Source organism: Ekhidna sp. ABH4_415, from assembly GCF_056161305.1.
Genome location: NZ_JBSWYW010000010.1, coordinates 22,399 through 41,891, shown reverse-complemented (window position 1 = coordinate 41,891; position 19,493 = coordinate 22,399). Strand labels below are relative to the sequence as shown.

Sequence of the window (19,493 nt, the reverse complement as noted above, 5' to 3'; positions counted from 1 at the left end):
CCGAGGGTAACCCCAAGGCTGGGTATCTCAAACTATCCGTTACTATTTCTAAACTAATTACTAAAGCCGTCACGCTATGTGCACGGTTCAAAACATCTAATTTCATCTGGAAATGACGAAAGAATCATTCTCTATATCCAGAGTCTTTAAACTCTTTATATCCGCTTTAAAAGGCGAAGAAACTGAATTTACTACCGGTAGTATCAACCGTGCGATTGTACTATTGTCCATTCCAATGATCGCCGAGATGGTCATGGAATCCTTATTCGCGGTGGTTGATGTCTTTTTTGTTGCCAAAGTAAGCGTAAACGCAGTGGCTACAGTAGGCTTGACTGAATCGGTGTTGATGATTATCTACTCAATTGCAGTTGGGCTAAGTATGGCAGTAACAGCCATTGTGGCCAGAAGAATTGGCGAGAAAAACTATGACAGGGCAAACAATGCTGCTTTTCAGGCAATACTGATGGCTTTGGTTGTAGGAGTGGTCCTTGGTGTTCCGGGCTTCCTCTTTGCAGAGGACATCCTTAGGCTGATGGGAGGGGATCCATCATTAATTGCTGAAGGAGTTGGCTATACAAAGATTATGTATGCCGGAAACCTAAGTATCATATTGATCTTCCTTATCAATGCAATTTTCAGGGGTGCAGGCAATGCCTCCATCGCTATGCGATCGTTGTGGATTGCCAATGGACTGAATATTATTCTTGATCCATTGTTCATCTTTGGTTATGGCCCAATTCCGGCTTTTGGTGTGGAAGGTGCAGCCATTGCAACCACAACCGGAAGATCAATTGGAGTTGTGTATCAACTATTTCATCTGATTAATGGAAAAGCCATCGTAAGGATTGGCTGGGAAAGTGTTGTCGTGAAATGGAAAACCATTAAGGAAATGATCGTGGTTTCTACCGGAGGTGTATTTCAGTTTTTGGTAGAATCAGCGAGCTGGATTTTTCTGGTTAGAGTAATTGCCAATTTTGGAGCGGAAGCACTGGCTGGTTATACCATTGCCTTCCGGATCATTGTCTTTACACTACTTCCATCTTGGGGCATGGCTAATGCTGCGGCTACTTTGGTTGGACAAAACCTGGGTGCAGGTCAGCCGGATCGGGCAGAGACATCTGCCTGGCGAACGGCCCTTTGGAATACCATATTCCTGGTGGTGGTTGCTATTGTGTTTTTCATTTTCGCCAATCAAATATTGGGGCTGTTTGGTGCCACTGATAATGTACGTGATATTGGTATCCAGGCATTGAGAATCATATGTTTTGGTTACATATTCTTTGCATATGGGATGGTGATCGGACAGGCATTCAACGGATCGGGTGATACGTATACACCGCTCGTGATCAGTCTGATCGTTTTCTGGGCGATCCAGATTCCAATGGCATACCTGCTGGCTTTGGTGTATGACTGGGGACCTGATGGTGTCTTTTTCTGTATTGCATTTTGCCATAGCCTTTATGCGGTGATTGCTATTGCACTCTTTAAGAGAGGCAAATGGAAAACGGTTAAAGTGTGATCAATAATTAAATGTATAGAGTTCAAGGTTTTCTTCCCATGTGGTGAAGACCTGGAATTCTTTCTTTGCACTGGAATAGATCAGACTTACTTCGAATTCAGAGTTCAGTGGATTGCCTGTAATCAGGTTGCCGGATTTATCATAGATATAAAGGGCTTTGTTCTGCTGATCAGTGAAGATCACCAGATCTTTCCCTGCCCCAAACTGATAGTACTGAACCAGGATAGGACCTTCGGATAGATAGTCCTTGCTAAATAGTAGGTTGCCGGTATCATCCAGCACTTCGTAGGTATTGCCTTCATTTCTGATGATAATAAATGAATCGCTACCTGTATCAGGGATCAATCGAAACTGAGTATCTGCACTGGTTTTTATAAGCTGATCGCGCTTTACTACACCGCCTTCAAGTGTGATTTCCGTTAACTCACCTCCTTCAGATATGACCGTCAAAGATGAATTGCTGAGGGAATTTGATTGCCGAAGAAAATAGTTTTTACTAAGGGATTGTCGTGTTTCAAAAGGGAACCCATTCATGAATTCACCTCTTCTGTTCATCAGGTTGATCACTCCATTTTGTTGTAACGAGATCATCACATCTTTTCTACCTAATCTTGCATGATCCATTGGGCCAATTGCCCCTCGATTCATCTTTCTTGGATTCCAGCCATTTAGTAATTTCATGTCCTTATCCGTCAGGTAAATATTACCATCCGTATCTGTGATAGCCAGACGGTAATTCCTGCTACGATCATAATCAATCAGGTTAAGGTGTCCAATCTTAGAAGGGGAAGGGAGCGTCTTGGGATAGCCCGGTATCGATGTTCCTGTTCGGTCAATCATAAAGACCTTGGATGCTGTAGCGAAGAGGTATTGAACCTTACCGTTTTTGTAGTAGTCAATGGCATAAATATCACTAATGATACGTCCTTCCACATTTTCAGACCATAATGCATTCTGGTTTGGGTCAAGGAAGTAAACCGTGTTCGTGCTGTCCTGAAGAATAATGTCAAAGTCTTTATGTGCATGGGTGCGAACGAGGAATGGTTTGGTTATGATAGGACTTACAAAACGAACGCCATTATCCGCACTGGTTTTAGGAATGCTGGATTTTCTTCTAGTAGGTTGGGTGAAGGTGTAATTGGTAAAGTACCGGCCATCCAGGTAGCTAAATTGAAAGGCGGCCAACTCAATCGATCGATAGGTATTGGTGTTTTCCTTGAATTGGTCTTGCCATTCCGGTTTTAGCGATGTGGTAATATTGTTCCATGCCCGTGGGACATTCACGAAAAGGCTAACATTTGCTGCATTATTTGCCCTTCCAAAAAAGTTGTTCATCTGGATTGATTTACCCCAGGTATCCTCATTTTGCACCGATGCTATGAGGTTTTTCAATTCCAGCAGGTCGTTAGAAAAAATCAGGTAGTTTCGATAATTGATATAGAAACACTGATCAAATCCGGCAGCCATCTCCCCAAAAAGAGTATATGGAAAGTCCCTTATGGCAAGGAAGCGAATCTCATTGTCACTATAGGATTCGTAGTAAACCGTATCTCCCCTTGATAAGGCGATGCGCTGAGATAGCTGACTGAAAAAGCTTAGAGACTCTTGCATGTTTTTCATTTCCAGGATCAAGAGTTTCTGCTGATCACCCGATCTCGGTGATTCCAGGGTTGCAATCCCTATTTCTTCATCAATCAGATCGAATACCTGATCCACATTAAAATCAAATTGTATTCTGAGTGAGTCTTGTAATTTCTTTACCTCGGGATAATTGGATTGCACATAGCTAATTTGCTTTTCCTTCCATCCGGACATATTGGTTGAAGTGATATGCATAAGGTAAGCGGTGTTTTCAGGGATTACTTCAGTCATATCGAATGTTGATGGCTGCTCAGTATGGGTCCCAATCCACCCATTCTCCTTACTATAAGAAAAACCCGAAAATTGAAGGAAGGAAGAGTCCAACATCAGCTCGTAGTTTCCAGCTCTCATAGTAAAGTCTACTTCTGATGAAGCAAATGCTCCCAGTAAAGCACCGGCTTTTTCATAATTCACGTAGCAGGAAATCAGGCCTTGAGTGCCTGTATCATTTAGCTTATTGAATTTCTCTCGAAATGCAGGGAGTGCCGAGTCACTAATTACCCGAATGGCATCTTCGATGAGATAAGGTGTGAAGCTGGCAAGAAAAAAGTTCTTGTAAAAAATAAACGTCAGTGTTTTGCCATCCTTGCTGATCTCGCTGATTTTGAAATCATTGTAGTTTCTTGTTTTAAAACGATAGCCGGATTTTTGAAGCCTTCCGATTGCAGCATTGGCAAACGTATTCTGCGAGATGTTTTGAAGCTCTACGATAAATAAAAAATCCAACTTACTGCTGGATACCTTATGTACAGAAGCCAGCACAGGAGCTCGCTCAAACACAGCCCTAAATCCACCCTCTCCGTTGATGGAATCCAGGAACGAGAGTCCTTTTCTGAAGTTGTCAAACCCGGTAGATTCCTCTATTATGGACCATGCCGGATATCCTTGAAGGGTTTGCAAATCTTCAATTACTTCACCCTCTATAACCAATGATGCATCTGCCGGCACAAAGCTCCATTTAGTCAGGTTCGCATGTTTGACCCACTTATCGTAGGTGAAATATCCTGCTCCAGCCAGCAGCAATATGGATGTGATGATTAAAACCTTTTTCAAGCTCTGAAGTTGATTTACTCAAAAATAACTTAGTTACGGAGCTTTTAGTACCTACAGCAATCTTTGTTTGTTTTTTTTCACCCAGTGTTAATTTCGGACATAATGCAAAAAAAGATATATTTAGAGATTATGCCAGATTATAAAGAAATAGGGTCATTTATAGATCGAACATACAAAGTGGTTCGCCACGATCTGATCAGTAGATTCAAAGAAAAGAAAGTTAACATCACACCAGAACAATGGGTGATCCTTTCCAAGATAGGGGAGAAGGATATGTTTCAAACTGATCTGGCCAACATGAGCTTTAGAGATAAACCAACCGTCTCGCGTATTGTAGACCTTCTGGTTCAAAAAAAGTTGGTGGAACGGATACGTGACAAGACAGATGGTAGAAAATACCATGTCCGCATTACTCCTAAAGGCAACAATGTCATTAGCAAAGCAACTCCTGCGGTAGAAGAATCCAGAAAACTGGGTTGGACCAATCTTTCTGAAGAAGAATACGAAACGCTTATTAACCTGCTGGACAAAGTTTTTACTAATTATACCCAGAAAGATTAAACTGGTTTTCTACTTAGGTTCCAGAATTAAGAAAACCGCCGTACTATCTCCGATATTGAGCACCTCGTGCCATTCGATTTTTTCATTGTAGAAGCTGCTTCCCGTAGGAACGTTCACTTCTCTTGTACCTGATTCATCAATAATTCTAAATGCGCTTCCCTTGATCGTATACCCGAAATGTTCGGCATGAAAGTGCCGCTCATGACCCACATCCGGAGGAAATGTGCACTTGAGCACCCTTACATTATCATTCTCTTCCAATATCTCACATACGGACTGATTTTTCCACCCAGCTTCAAGCGGATCGGGTAAAGATTTCTTATTTGTGGTGCATTGAATAAGACCAAAGAGAATGGCAGAAAGAAAAATTGATCGCATGATTAAAATTTATGGAACACGAAGGTAAGTGAAACAGATAATCAGATTCTAATCAAATAAAAAAGGAGCCCTTTCGAGCTCCTTTCCAGTGTGATTAGTAGTGAATGGAGTATTTATAAAGTACCTCGCAACTCTTGCTCTCTTTCAAGTGCTTCAAACAAAGCTTTGAAGTTCCCTTTTCCGAAAGAAGTGGCTCCTTTTCGCTGGATGATCTCAAAGAACATCGTAGGTCGGGCTTGAACCGTTTTAGTAAAGATTTGAAGAAGGTATCCTTCATCGTCACGGTCTACAAGGATACCCAATGGACGCAGGGCATCAATGTCTTCATCGATTTCACCCACACGTTCCGTTAGCACATCATAGTAGGTATCGGGCACCTTCAGAAATTCTACGCCTCGGTTCTTCAGATCAGTTACGGTCTGGATGATGTTATCAGTGGCTACAGCAATGTGTTGTACACCTGCTCCTTCATAAAATTCCAGATATTCATCGACTTGTGATTTCTTCAGTCCGGCAGCCGGCTCATTGATTGGAAATTTGATACGGCCATTCCCATTACTCATCACCTTACTCATAAGAGCTGTGTATTTGGTGGAAATGTCTTTATCATCGAACGACATGATTTGCTTGAACCCCATCACTTCTTCGTAGAACTTCACATATTTATCCATTTCACCCAACTCCACGTTACCCACCATGTGGTCTACGTATTTAAGTCCAACAGGCTCTGGGTTATAATCTGTTTTCCACTCGCGATATCCAGGAAGGAAGATACCATTGTAGTCTTTTCTTTCTATGAAAATGTGAACTACTTCACCATACGTGTGAATACCAGACTGCACCACTTTTCCATGCTTATCTTCAATCGTGTTTGGCTCCATGAAGGATTTTGCTCCTCGTTTCATGGCTTCATTATATGCAACAGTAGCATCATCAACCCAAAGTGCAGTAACCTTTACTCCATCACCATGCTTATCAATGTGTTCACCGATTACGGTTCCACTGCGAAGGGGTGAAGTCAGAACTAGTCTGATCTTATCCTGTACTACCACGTACGACTCCCGGTCTCTGATTCCTGTTTCCAATCCTGCATAAGCCAGGGACTGAAAACCAAAAGCAGACTTGTAAAAGTGAGCGGCCTGCTTGGCATTACTTACGTAAAGTTCCAAATAGTCCGTGCCATTGATTGGCATGAAATCTTTCTCTTGTGCATCAGGTGCTAGTGCAGTGCGTTCCATGATCTATGTGGTTTATATTAGTTGTTTTAACAACAAAGTTAAGGCTTTAATTGTTTCCCTTCCAAATTGTACGTAAAGCTTAACCCTTAAGGTTTTGTGAAATGTACTGATGCCCTTTTATAATACGTTCAGTCTCCTGAGGGTCTGCGTTGAGGGATGCCTCACCTTTTTCAGATGTACCGCCCAGTATGATTCCATCCTTTCGGGGGAACATGTACAATAATCCTCCCGGAGTTAGGTTAACATAGCCGTAATTGATTTCAGGCTGGGGTAAAAGAATGCTTAGTTGTCCTTTCACTGGTGTGAGTGTTTTATCCCCGAATAATTTTTGGGACCCCAGCCCCGTACAATTCATAATTGTGTGTTCATTTAATTCCAGAATGTCAGACGGCTGATGCATTTTTTTGATTACCAACTTACCACCTAATTGAAAAAAATCATCCAGAAGTGCTTTCATATAGATCGGAGGTTCTATCATGAGTGAATGCAGCTGTTCCGGGTCAGAAATATGACCGAATGGTGAGGAATCAGAATTGTGCTTTTTATAATCCGGATAGAGATTTTTCCCACCGGGAAAGTCGAAGGGTGCCTGCATGAAAAATGTCTTCATCCACCACACACCATACCTGTCGCCCACCAGGTCCTGAAACATACGTTGAGAAATTTGTGAGGCCTGGTTAAAGGTGTTAACGAATGGCTCGTTCACTTGTCCCGGATCATATACAGAAACAGGGGCCCAAAAAGCAGCAGCTACATTGGAGGTCGTGTTTGGAGGAAGGTTTTCAGTGTAAATAGTGACCGGAGTTCCTCGTTTCAGCAAAAGAATTGCACTGGAAAGGCCCACAACACCAGCTCCAAGCACACCAACAGGGGTGTATTCTGGTTGTTTGATCTGGTCTATTGCGAGTGATGCAGTACCCCATGATAATGAAATCCCACCTCCTCCATGCCCATAGTTGTGAATGATGGTTTTATTATCCAACTGCTCAACACTGAGATTGAAGCCAGCCGGACGATAAGGACGTAAGCCTGCCACCTGTCGGATGATTCTTTCTCGCGAAACCTTGACGGGGTTTAAGCGGGAATAGGTCGATTGATTTTTATCAAAAGCAGATGAAAGGGTAGGTATTCCCAGCGTGGAGGCATATAATCCTGCGGCTCCTAGCTTTTTTATGAAACCTCTTCTGCTGTCAACATGTTTTGTGGTATCCATAAATATGAAATCTGGAGAGAAGATAATTAGAAACTCACGAAAATTATTAACGATAATACTATGCAAGCCATAAATCCTGCTACCGAACAAGCATTAAAGGATTATCCAAATCACACGGATAGACATGTTATTGAAACCATTGAAGCTAGTCAAAGCGCCTTCGGGGAATGGAAAAATACTTCTTTTGGTTATCGAGCTGATTTAATGAATAAGGCAGCCGATGTGTTAAGGACGGAGCAGAAGGCTTTAGCCAAAGTGATGACCGATGAGATGGGTAAGACCTTAAAGGAAAGTGAAGCAGAAGTAGAGAAATGTGCCTGGGTTTGTGAGTTTTATGCAGATAATGCCGCAGAGTTTTTAAAAGATGAGATCATTGAATCAGATGCTTCAAATAGCTATGTAAGTCATCGGCCGCTAGGAACCGTCTTTGCCATTATGCCGTGGAATTATCCGTTCTGGCAGGTGTTCCGGTTTGCTGCACCAAGCTTAATGGCAGGAAATGTTGCAATTCTCAAGCATGCTCCTAATGTGCCTGGGTGTGCTGAAGCCATTGTTTCGGTCTTTGAAAAAGCCGGGTTTCCAAAAGGAGTATTCAGTAATTTATATATCAGTAATGAGCAAGCTTCTAATGTGATTGAACATCCACATGTCAAGGCTGTAACATTGACAGGAAGTACACGAGCAGGAAAGGAAGTAGCAAAACAAGCAGGAGCGGCACTAAAGAAATGTGTTTTGGAGCTAGGTGGGAGCGATCCGTACATCATTCTGGAGGATGCTGATTTGGATTTAGCTATTGAGGTCACAGTTGCCAGCCGGCTAAAAAATAACGGGCAGAGCTGCATCAGTGCCAAGCGGTTCATTGTTCCTGAATCGATAAAGGAAGAAGTGGAAAAACGACTTATTGAAGAAATGGGATCTTATACTTTCGGAGACCCCACAGACGAAGAAACCGATTTGGGACCATTGGTAGGAGAGAAGTATCGTGACCAATTACATGATCAGGTGAAACGATCCATTGAGGCAGGCGCAAAATGCATTTTAGGAGGTGAGATCCCGGATATGAAAGGGTATTATTACCCACCAACAATTCTAACGAATGTGAAGAAAGGTATGCCTGCATATGAGGAAGAACTTTTTGGACCTGTTGCTACGGTTATTGCAGTAAAAGATGAGGATGAAGCATTAAAGGTGGCAAATGATACATTTTATGGATTGGGTGGTGCTATATTTTCTCGTGATGTCGCCAAAGCTGAGAAATTAGCTGCTGAAAAATTAGAAGCAGGGTCATGCTTTGTAAATGAAATGGTTTCTTCTGACCCACGATTGCCGTTTGGAGGCATCAATGAAAGTGGATTTGGAAGGGAATTATCTCACCATGGAATCAAAGAGTTTGTGAATGTTAAGACGGTTTATATTAAGTAGAAAACTGGAAAAATTCATTTTAAAATAAACATTAAATCTCCTCCTTGGAGGAGAAATAGAGGTGGGTTGAAAAAACATAGCATTTACAAAATAAATTTTGAATACCCACCCCAAACCTCGAAGCGTCGAACCGCTCCCACGAGGGGATTAGTTACTCATTCCTTAGCGAGTTCACGGGATTGGCTTTTGCTGCCCTGCGCGCCTGATCTGATACAATGAGAATGGCAAAGATAAGCACAATGATCCCCACCATCGGAAATATCCACCAGGCAATATCCACCCGGATGGTATATCTATCCAGGTACTGATCCAGCAGATACCAGGCAAAAGGTGCAGCGATGAGGAATGAGAGTACGACCAGTTTCGCAAAATCCTTAGACATTAGGCTCATCAGGCTCGTGATTGTAGCTCCCAGCACCTTACGAATTCCAATTTCTTTAATCCGTTGCTCTGCCGTATAAGAAGCCAGACCAAATAAACCAAGTCCTGTAATGATCATGGCTAGGGTGGCGAATAAGCTGGCCAACTTTCGGGTCAGTTTAATGGTAGTGAACTTGCGCTGAAATTCCACGTCAGCGAAGTTGTACTCAAAGGGGTATGCCGGGTTGTGTTTTGCGAAGATTTCTTCCAACCCTGCAAGTGTCTGCTGGAGATCATTCGTCTTTTTGAGTCGTACAGAAATGTAACCGCCCCAGTCGTCCAGAATCATAAACATAGGCTTAACCGGATCATAGGGTGATCCCATCAGCACATTATCAATTACCCCAATGAGTTTTCGTTTGCTTCCCCACAAATCTAGGTTGGTGCCAATTGGATCCTCAAGGCCCATGATATCCAGTGCCGCTTTATTTATCACAATGGCACTGGAATCACTCCCAAATTCTTTAGAGAAATCCCGCCCCATTAGCACCTCTATGCCCATCGTTTTGGCATAATCATAAGTGGTGGTGATGGTAGTAAATATGACCCTACGATCTTCTGGCTTGCCCGGCCATCCCAGGAAGTTATTGGAATTGATTTGGGTGATCTGTGAATTGGATCGCGTTACAGACTCAGCAAGTCCTGAAGATTCTAGTTCTTGTTTCAAAACTTCGTAGTTGTCTCTCAGATCTTCTGTTAGCTCCACAGCAATTAATCGTTCCTGATCATAGCCCAGGTCCCTGTTTTTTACCAAATTGATTTGCTGGAAAATGACAATCGTGCTGATCATTAATACAATGGAAAAGCCGAACTGCAGGACCACCAATATTTTCCTTGGGGTTGTGGCTCCTTTACCTGCTTTAATGGTTCCTTTCAGGGTCTCAACTGGTTTGAATGAAGACAGGTAGAAAGCCGGGTAACTACCTGCAATAATTCCCAGCACAAGTATGGTTCCGATAGCAGCAGCCCAGAATAGGGGGGAAGAATAGTTAATAGAAAGTTGTTTTTCTACCAGCGAGTTGTAGGAAGGCAAGGCCAATTCGGTTAAAAGTACCGCTATGAGAAATGCGATAAATGTAATAAAGACAGATTCAGAAATAAACTGATAGATCAATCGGGTTCGGCTGGTTCCCAGACTTTTCCGAATACCCACCTCTTTGGCACGTTTTTCAGATCGTGCGGTGGCCAGATTCATAAAATTGATGCAGGCGATAATCAGAATGACAATGGCAATGGCAGTGAACAACTGAACATAGTCACTTCTTCCACCAGCCTGATTTCCTTCATCATCCCAATTAGAGTACAAGCGCCACTGAGACATGGGGTGAAGAAAGAAGTGCTTTTCCATGCCATGTTCTCCATCTTTTTCCATGGCCAGGTCGTAGATGCTCTGCTCTACATCCATCTCTCTAATGGGATCGTTTAGCTCCACAAAGACCTGGAATGAATAGTTGCCCCAATTGTCTTTGTTGTCGCGGACCCATTCATTGACAGATTCTCGATATTTCCATGTCGCCAGGTAATCGAATTGAAAAGTGGAGTTTTCGGGAACATCTTTCAGGATGGCCGTAACTTGCAAGGTGCCATCATTTTCCAGTTTTACTTGTTTACCTATAGGATCTTCATCACCGAAAAGGATTTTAGCCAACGATTCGGAAAGCACGATGGACATGGGATCTTTCAATGCCGCTGAGTGTGTGCCGGAAACGAGCGGAAACTCAAACATTTCCAGAAACTCTTCGCTCACAAAGTACCCTCGTTTAATGATTCGTGTATCCCCAGCGGTTAGCAAACGATTGCCACCCCATCCGGTTACCACCGAGCTTTTAATATTGCTGTCAATCACCTTCATCTCTTCATAAGATGGGAGAGGTACTGATTGCCAGTTGTTTACTTTATCGTCAAATTCTGAGCTGATCCAAACCTGATACAATCGATCGTATTTGGGTAGAAACTTATCATAGGATACTTCGTCGGCTACCCATAGGAGAATGAGCACACTACATACGATACCAATGGATAAACCTGAGATGTTGATAATGGAATAAAGTCCGTTCTTCTTCAGGTTTCGGATGGAGATAAGAAAGAAATTTTTAAGCATGTGAGTAGAGGTAAGTTTTGTCTAAGGATTTGCGAGATTGCCAAAAGTTGCATGACTGAAAGAAATACTCATGTAAATTCGATTGGTTACATGCTTCATATTATTTTCACCAAAACCAACTTAACCCATCATGGCATTATCCCATTTTGATTGGATTGTAATCGGAGCATTCTTTCTCATTGTATTAGGAATTGGTCTTGCGGCAAGTAGATCAGCAGGAAAAAGCTCATTGGAGTATTTTTTGGCAGGCAAATCCATGCCTTGGTGGCTTTTGGGAGTTTCTATGGTGGCAACCACTTTTTCTGCGGATACTCCCAACCTTGTTACAGGATTCGTAAGAGAAGGTGGCGTAGCGAAAAACTGGGCCTGGTGGTCGTTTCTTATAACAGGAATGGTCACTGTGTTTATTTATGCCAGGTTGTGGAGAAGGTCGGGTATCCTGACAGATCTTGAATTTTACGAATTGAGGTATGGAGGTAAAGCAGCTTCTTTCCTTAGGGGATTCAGAGCTCTTTATCTTGGTATTTTCTTCAATTGCTTGATCATGGGGTCCGTGACCTTAGCGGCAATCAAAATATCATCTATACTTTTTGGTATGGAGCCCATTTACACAGTGGTCATTGCTTCGGTGGTCGTAGCGGCATATTCAGCACTGGGAGGAATAAAGGGAGTGATCTGGACGGATTTTTTTCAGTTTGGGATCGCTTTAATTGGTGCCGTTTACGCTGCATATGTGGCAGTTTCTCAACCTCAGGTAGGCGGACTTTCAGGATTGCTGGCACATGAATCTTTGGAGGGGAAGCTTGATATTATTCCCGATTTTAATAATACCTCATTAGTGGTCACCATGTTTATCATTCCGCTTGCTGTGCAGTGGTGGTCAGTATGGTATCCTGGGGCTGAGCCGGGTGGAGGAGGATACATCGCCCAGCGCATGCTAGCAGCAAAAAACGAACGACATGCCGTGGGGGCAACCCTGTTTTTCAATTTTGCGCATTATGCGTTAAGACCCTGGCCATGGATATTGGTGGCGCTGGCTTCCATTATTTTGTTTCCGGACCTGGATTCAATTCAACGAGCTTTCCCAACCATCAGTGAACAATACCTTGGGGATGATATTGCCTATCCGGTTATGCTCACTTTACTCTCTCCGGGGTGGCTGGGGTTAGTGGTCGCCTCTTTGATAGCAGCCTATATGTCGACCATCAGTACGCACCTCAATTGGGGATCATCCTATGTAGTAAATGACTTTTATCAACGATTCATTAAACCCGATGCGACTGAAAAACAACTGGTGTTGATTGGTCGCTTGTCTACTGTGGTCCTGATGATCATCGCTGGTATCCTTGCTCTGACTATACTTGAAAATGCAACACAGGCTTTTAACATACTATTGCTTTCAGGCGCTGGAACAGGAGCCATCTTTTTATTTCGATGGTTTTGGTGGCGTATCAATGCCATTACAGAGATCGTGGGGATGATTGTTGCTACAATCAATGCCTTTGTTTTGGTCTTGGCAGTGTCAGATGACATGCTGACAAACCCTTATCTGGATGCATTTACCACACGCTTGATCATCGCGACCATCATCACAACGACCGTATGGATACTTACTTCGTTGTTAACAAAACCGGAAGACAATGAAAAGCTTGCTTCCTTTGTAGAAAAGGTGAAACCCGGGATAGGATGGAAGAAATTTGACCATAAGGGTACATCCAATCTTGGTTATCACCTATTGTCAGTCTTCGTTGGCACGATGGGGGTATATGCTGCCTTGTTTGCAATTGGTAATCTTTTATATGGCAATCTTCTTTTTGCATTATTGATGTTTATGGCGTTCGGATTTGCTGTCTTTCTTATCATAAAATGGTGGAAGGACTAGCTGAGGAGCTGTTTCTTACCACTCACTTTGCATAGTTTTTACGTTCGTTGGTTGACTAAACCATTCAAATAAAAATCGAAAAATACCCCAATTGGGGTATTGATTATCATTTGATAAGTGCTGTTCTTTACACACAGATACTCACCGCTCTATTCACTGCCTAATGTAGAGGCCTCTTTTCAGGGCCTCTTCTTTTTTGCCCCCTTTGGCTATATTGCTGATCCAAACAATATGCTTATGAGTCATACACAAGGAATGCTAAGCCCGGAATCATTGAAAGGGAAAACGATCATTGTAACAGGCGGAGGAACCGGACTGGGAAAGTCCATGGGATCCTATTTTTCGGAGTTGGGTGCCAACCTGGTTATCACAAGTCGGAAGATGGAGGTGCTGGAAGAAACCGCAAAAGAAATAACTGATAAGACAGGCTATCCGGTACACTGTGTAGCATGTGACGTGCGTGAATATGAGCAGGTGGAGCGAGTGATCAAAGGAGCTAAAGAGAAGTTTGGTAAAGTGGATGTACTGCTTAATAATGCGGCAGGCAATTTCATCAGTCCGACCGAGCGACTGTCCCATCGGGCATTTGATACCGTGGTAGATATCGTTTTAAAGGGTAGCTACAACTTCACCCTTGCCATGGGAAAGGACTGGATTGAAAATAAGCAGGGTGGTAATATACTGAGCATTGTAACTACCTATGCATGGACCGGGTCTGGGTATGTGGTTCCTTCTGCTTGTGCTAAAAGTGGTGTGCTGGCAATGACACGATCACTGGCAGTAGAGTGGGCGAAGTACGGGATACGCAGTAATGCAATAGCTCCCGGACCGTTCCCGACCGAAGGTGCCTGGGATCGGTTACTACCAGGCGATCTAAAGAAGAAATATGATCCGGCCAAAAAAGTACCTCTGGGTAGAGTAGGTGATCACCAGGAGCTGGCGAACCTTGCCGCCTACCTTGTTTCTGATTATTCAGCATATATCAATGGCGAAGTGATTACCATTGATGGTGCGGAGTGGCTCAAAGGAGCGGGAGAGTTCAACATGCTGGACGCCATCCCGGAAGAGCTTTGGGACGCTATGGAAATGGGTCGAAAGAAAGGCGGCTCCAAACTCAAGATGATGTGGCTGTACTTTAAAGGGATGCGGAAGCTGAAGATTTAACTGATACGTTCAAAAGTAAATACCGATTGACACCCGGAGATATCATCTTCTTGTTCGGTTATCAGTAAAATGTCTCCATCAAGGGTATATGTATTCGGATCCATGCAGTTAGGCTCGGTAGATTCACATATCAGGATCGTGTTTGCAGTAACAGCAACCACACCAGTTTCAGTTTTTTGGCTTCCATCATCATCGAATTCAATCAAGTCGTAAGTAGAATCAGTATTGATAGTTATTCGTATGCAGAATGGATCACAAGTTAAAGTTCCATCTTCTTCAGGGTTAAGACAGTCAGAAAAAACAATTTGTGAGGCCTCCCATGTGCCTACTAATGCTTCTAGCGGTGATGATTGGGTTTCATCACTCTTGCAGTGCATAAGAAATGCAGAGCACAAAAAAATTGCCAGTAAAAGACAGATGGCTTTCATCGCATGCCTCAGATGTTCGAAATATAATTTAAGCATTTATTTAGCCATTGACCAGAAAGTTGTTGATTTAATCACACATGCTTCCCTCTCAATAACGTAAATAATATTAGTACATTCATCTCAAGGGTTGGCGAAACGATCTCATGCTTTGAGCCAAACATATCCCCCTTGAGCTGTCCGAAGATTCTTGGGCTAGGGGGTGAAGTGATTACTTACTTCTCCATTAGAGAAAGGCAGTGACATTCAATCATCCACCGTATACAACAGCTCATTATTAGCGAAATCATACAGGGTTAGCCTTCTTAGGTCGTAAAAGGTCCGCCCTCGTTGGTGTTGTCACCAACGAGTCTTTAAAGAAATGGCATAGCAGATGGTTGGTCACAAGACCAACCATGGCGAGGGAGAGGAATCCCATGAGATAATCAGAGATGAGTATTTGTGGTTGTGATTTCCCTTCGTTCACTCAGAGCTACACTTTATCCTTCGGAGCTTACCATTCATTCATTCAAGCAATGGCAAATTGATATTTTCGATTAATTCAAATATGTTTGTCAGCTACTTGTTTTAGTTATTTAAGTATAAACCACATTACCTAACCTATCCAAACCACCTAAAAATGCCATTATTTTTATCGCAAGCAGCGAAAAGAGCTGTGTTGCTCTACGCAGCATTAATCATAAGTTACATACTGAAATCGCAGGGAATTGAGCCCATGAAAAAAGTGGTCGACAAAGTGTGAATAATGAATCTCACTTTATGACCAAAATATTAATATATCTACCTTATTCACTATGAAAAAAAATCATTTTGGCATTCAAATCGCCAATATTTTCATTTTAATATCAAGTTCAATCTTTGGACAGCAGTTTGACACTGAAAATTTTGATCCGAATAAAGAATTACCACCATCTCCTACTGTTGCTAACCTGATTGATTTTAGTGAGGTACCGGTCAATAATTATACAGGTCAGCCAAACATTACAATCCCTCTTTTTTCAAAACAACTCAATAGAGATGTAATGATTGATTTATCCTTAGGATACTCTTCGAGTGGCGTGAAGATTGATAATAGGTCAGGATGGATTGGCACTGGGTGGTCACTTTCTGGTTTGGGTACTATTGCTAAAACAGTAAGGGGAATACCTGACGATTGGAACAATGGAATACGCGTAGGTGCCTGGCATGCTCCTGAAATTATAGAACAAAATATAAAGACCGATCAAAAGTTACAATGGATGGTAAACGGAGAGGATGGTAAAAGATGGGATTCCCAATACGATTTGTTTCAGGCTGCATACCCTGGTGGAACTGTTGAGTTCTATGTTAAGACATCCACAGGTGGATTATTAGTACCTGTAATTACAAAAATGTCTAGCCCAGTTAAAATCCACCTTGGTTATGATATAAGTTCAGGTCCAGCTCCAACAAAAGAAGAGTGCGAAGCTTCAGGAAATGTTTGGTTAGAAGAACGGTCAATTATTGATTGTTCTTCATTTCCTTGTCAAACAATATCCTTTCCTGCCGGATGCCTTGATTCGGAACTTATTGAACTGGACAAAATTATTATCATAGATACCCAGGGTATACGATATGAGTTTGGGGTATTTGAATATACAGAAGCCATTCCGGTTAATGCCGTATTGCCTCAGAATTATCATTCTCCGACTGGCTTACATACCGGAGATATTGATGCAAGTGGGGTAAATGAAATTTATCGAACTCGATCTGCCTGGCATTTAACGAAAATTTATTCCAGCCCTTCTGCTAATTCTGAACTTTTGTCAGTGACTTATTCGCCTAGCACGGAAGCTTACCTAAATGCTAAAAGCAGAACCACCAATACGATTGATTTCAATAGTAGTCCAGTTTCATCGGACGCTTTAGAAAATAATTATAACATAGGCATATTTAAGCCATATAAAGTGGTAAGCTATTTTTCAAATATTACAACAACCTTAAAACCCTCTATGGTTGAATTTAAAGATGGCACTTCGATTAATTTCAACTTTAATAACAATCTTCAACATCCGGAGACTAATGGAGCTGTATTAGGATCCATTGATTTTTATAAGACCACTGGTGCACCAAGCCAAACGATTACGTTCAATCATGATGTGTCTAATGAACGTTTGTGGCTTTTAGGATTTGAAGAATACAATACTGAAAGGACATTGCAGCATGAAACGGAGTTGGGCTATCACAATAGAACATTGCTGCCTCCCTTTGATTCTCCGAAGGATATCTGGGGCTACATTGATCAGGGTGATGGATCAGCAACTGGAAAAAGTTATGATCCTATTCAGACAGGTTTGCTATCTTATATAAAGTATCCTACAGGAGGAAAGAAAGAGTTTAAATGGGAACAGCATCGGTTTTCGTATGCAGGAGATGAACTAGTAAGCGTATCAGGATCTAATGAAAATCCAAATAATTGGAGCTTACGGACCAGTAACGTAAATTTTAACGGAACCACCCAGGCTCAGGGTGAAGGGTTTGTTCTTCACAGTGAAACAATTAACCTGCCTGATCATAGAAATGCTAAAGTGCGGTTAATTGATTTGTCATCAACACCAGCTATCGATCCAAATAACACTGGTGTAAGAATTAAAGATGCATCAGGTAATATTCTTTTTAATTCAGATATTCAAGGTCTTCAACAGTATAGCTATGTATCAGCACCAGGTCTGACATCTGGTACTCTTACAGTTGAATTGTATACTCCGGACATTACAACTTATACTATTGACTTTCAATTGAGGGTAGAATATGAAGTGTATGTCAGTTCCACTAACAATTCAGATTCTCCGGAATATTGGATCTACGGCGGTGGGCCCAGAATAAAGGAAGTTTCGTTTACCGATAAAGGAGGAATCGCCAGAAGATGGAATTATGATTATAGTCATCCTGATACTTCAAGTAGATCTTCCGGCGTAATCGACGGGACCTGGGACACATACAAACCTGTCCACAGCAGAAATGTCCAGCACTTTATTTTTCCTTATCAGGAAAATTCAGGTTTTGCGGAGCGCACGATCAGATACACCATCGAAAATGATCTTGCAAACGTTAAGCAAACCCATGGTTCGTATGTTGGGTATTCAAGGGTGAAAGTGACAGAGAGAGGTCGGGGGTATACAGTTTATAATTACACTTCCCCTCAAGATACACCTAGTGGTATTGAGGAATTTAAATTTCCCTTTCATCAAAAAAACAATGACTACAGCCGTGGCTTGCTTTTATCTGAGATCAGCTATGAAGAGTTTATTGTAAAAGATTCCGTCGATGAGAGCACTTCTCTACCCGTAGAAGGACCTGAGCAAGGTGAGAATCTTGGCAGTATTCAAATATCAAAATGGCTCCCGGTTAGTTCAAAGGTATATGCTTACAATACGCAATCGGATTTAAAAGGGAGCTCTTATTTAGTGACTCAAACAGAGGCATGTGGATCCTTACAGTTTTATACAAATCATGAGACCAATCAGAATAGAAGTATGATGGTCAATTGTCCGCCAAATCTTTCAGGATCTTTCACAATTTGTGATCCTGATTTGTTCGGGTTGATTACATGCGATCTCCCTTACAAGGTTACTGAGATCGAACATACGGAGCATTGGAATAAATTAACTGAAAAGACCATCAAACAATTCTCTTACGATGAGTGGGGCAATCAAAAAAAGAATGAACAAATAATCAACTATTCATATAATGCAAATAATAGATTAGTCTCTACTGAGCAAACAAATTTTAATGAAGGAGGAATAGTAAAATCTACATTCAATGAATACACTTATTCAGGGGGGCCGCTACCACTATCGTCAGGCTATTTTACAGAAGCAGAGCTTGATAACATAAATACAAATGCTGAGTTTTTTAGAATAGCTGATCCAGTTCTGTTAAAGAATAGTATTCAGAATGGTGATGCGCTACAAGTGAATTCAAAAGTCATCAAAGAAGCCAAATTCATATATAATAATGAGGTTGATGGTGTGTATGAGTTAAGCACTGTTTCAACAAGAAAGAATAATGGGTTTGATTTTGAATCAGAATTCATAATCCATAAGGTTGACAAATGGGGAAATATTATTGATTTCACTGGTAAAGATGGTATCAGAAAAGTTCACTTATATGGTTTTAATGGGTCTAAACTGATTGCTGAAATAGTTGATAAAACTTACAATGAGATCATGTCTTCATCACCCAATACGATTGATGCCAATTGGTTGGAGGGAACGAGCTGGTCTCATGTCAAAGCCGAGTTAATCAAAATAAGGGAAAACCTTGGTTCTGATAATAGTTTAATGACTTCTTATATATATGATAGTGAATTACGACTATCTGAAATCCATGATCCGAATGGGGCCGTTTTTAAATATTTCTATGATGATTTTGGTCGATTGCAACAAGTCATCGACAATCAGGGAAATGTAGTAAAGGAGCATACCTATCATCTAAGGAATCAATAATCAACCTAAC

12 protein-coding genes are annotated in these 19,493 nt (G+C 41.8%); 6 read left to right on the top strand and 6 right to left on the bottom strand.

Features of this window, described 5'->3' with window-relative positions:
* The first annotated feature begins 112 nt into the window (after nt 1-112).
* On the top strand, nt 113-1,519 hold the full coding sequence (locus ACXAH9_RS16095; RefSeq protein ID WP_474895877.1) for an MATE family efflux transporter: 1,407 nt from the start codon (nt 113-115) through the stop codon (nt 1,517-1,519).
* Here ACXAH9_RS16095 and ACXAH9_RS16090 read toward each other — a convergent pair whose 3' ends face one another.
* Complete coding sequence (locus ACXAH9_RS16090) at nt 1,520-4,213, bottom strand: hypothetical protein (RefSeq protein WP_474895876.1); 2,694 nt, start codon at nt 4,211-4,213, stop codon at nt 1,520-1,522.
* 102 nt (nt 4,214-4,315) lie between these two features.
* On the opposite strand from ACXAH9_RS16090, the gene ACXAH9_RS16085 reads away from it, so the two are divergent.
* Entirely contained in the window at nt 4,316-4,774 is a 459-nt protein-coding gene (locus ACXAH9_RS16085) for a MarR family winged helix-turn-helix transcriptional regulator (protein ID WP_474895875.1), read from the top strand.
* 9 nt (nt 4,775-4,783) lie between these two features.
* Here the strand turns inward: ACXAH9_RS16085 and ACXAH9_RS16080 are convergent, their stop codons facing one another.
* The 3 genes from ACXAH9_RS16080 to ACXAH9_RS16070 form a co-directional block, all read right to left on the bottom strand.
* On the bottom strand, nt 4,784-5,152 hold the full coding sequence (locus ACXAH9_RS16080; RefSeq protein ID WP_474895874.1) for a cupin domain-containing protein: 369 nt from the start codon (nt 5,150-5,152) through the stop codon (nt 4,784-4,786).
* Nucleotides 5,153-5,265: 113 nt separating this feature from the next.
* Nucleotides 5,266-6,390: a 4-hydroxyphenylpyruvate dioxygenase gene (gene hppD, locus ACXAH9_RS16075; protein WP_474895873.1), complete on the bottom strand. Its 1,125-nt coding sequence runs from the start codon at nt 6,388-6,390 to the stop codon at nt 5,266-5,268.
* A 79-nt stretch (nt 6,391-6,469) separates the two neighbouring features.
* On the bottom strand, nt 6,470-7,603 hold the full coding sequence (locus tag ACXAH9_RS16070) for an FAD-dependent oxidoreductase (RefSeq protein WP_474895872.1): 1,134 nt from the start codon (nt 7,601-7,603) through the stop codon (nt 6,470-6,472).
* Between the two features lie 60 nt (nt 7,604-7,663).
* Here ACXAH9_RS16070 and ACXAH9_RS16065 point away from each other — a divergent pair, with 60 nt between their 5' ends.
* The gene (locus tag ACXAH9_RS16065; RefSeq protein ID WP_474895871.1) at nt 7,664-9,025 is read left to right on the top strand and encodes an NAD-dependent succinate-semialdehyde dehydrogenase; all 1,362 of its coding nucleotides are present in this window, start codon (nt 7,664-7,666) and stop codon (nt 9,023-9,025) included.
* 151 nt (nt 9,026-9,176) lie between these two features.
* Here ACXAH9_RS16065 and ACXAH9_RS16060 read toward each other — a convergent pair whose 3' ends face one another.
* Nucleotides 9,177-11,546, bottom strand: coding sequence for an ABC transporter permease (locus tag ACXAH9_RS16060; protein ID WP_474895870.1), 2,370 nt, complete (start codon nt 11,544-11,546; stop codon nt 9,177-9,179).
* Nucleotides 11,547-11,676: 130 nt separating this feature from the next.
* Here ACXAH9_RS16060 and ACXAH9_RS16055 point away from each other — a divergent pair, with 130 nt between their 5' ends.
* Both ACXAH9_RS16055 and ACXAH9_RS16050 read left to right on the top strand, forming a co-directional pair.
* Nucleotides 11,677-13,428, top strand: coding sequence for a sodium:solute symporter family protein (locus ACXAH9_RS16055; RefSeq protein ID WP_474895869.1), 1,752 nt, complete (start codon nt 11,677-11,679; stop codon nt 13,426-13,428).
* 237 nt (nt 13,429-13,665) lie between these two features.
* Nucleotides 13,666-14,592: an SDR family oxidoreductase gene (locus tag ACXAH9_RS16050; protein WP_474895868.1), complete on the top strand. Its 927-nt coding sequence runs from the start codon at nt 13,666-13,668 to the stop codon at nt 14,590-14,592.
* Here ACXAH9_RS16050 and ACXAH9_RS16045 read toward each other — a convergent pair.
* Nucleotides 14,589-15,056, bottom strand: a complete 468-nt coding sequence (locus ACXAH9_RS16045) for a hypothetical protein (RefSeq protein ID WP_474895867.1) — start codon at nt 15,054-15,056, stop codon at nt 14,589-14,591. The genes ACXAH9_RS16050 and ACXAH9_RS16045 overlap by 4 nt on opposite strands.
* 755 nt (nt 15,057-15,811) lie before the next feature.
* Here ACXAH9_RS16045 and ACXAH9_RS16040 point away from each other — a divergent pair.
* Nucleotides 15,812-19,483 carry an RHS repeat protein gene (locus ACXAH9_RS16040; RefSeq protein WP_474895866.1) on the top strand — a complete coding sequence of 1,224 codons (3,672 nt, stop codon included), beginning with the start codon at nt 15,812-15,814 and terminating at the stop codon, nt 19,481-19,483.
* The last annotated feature ends 10 nt before the right edge of the window (nt 19,484-19,493 follow it).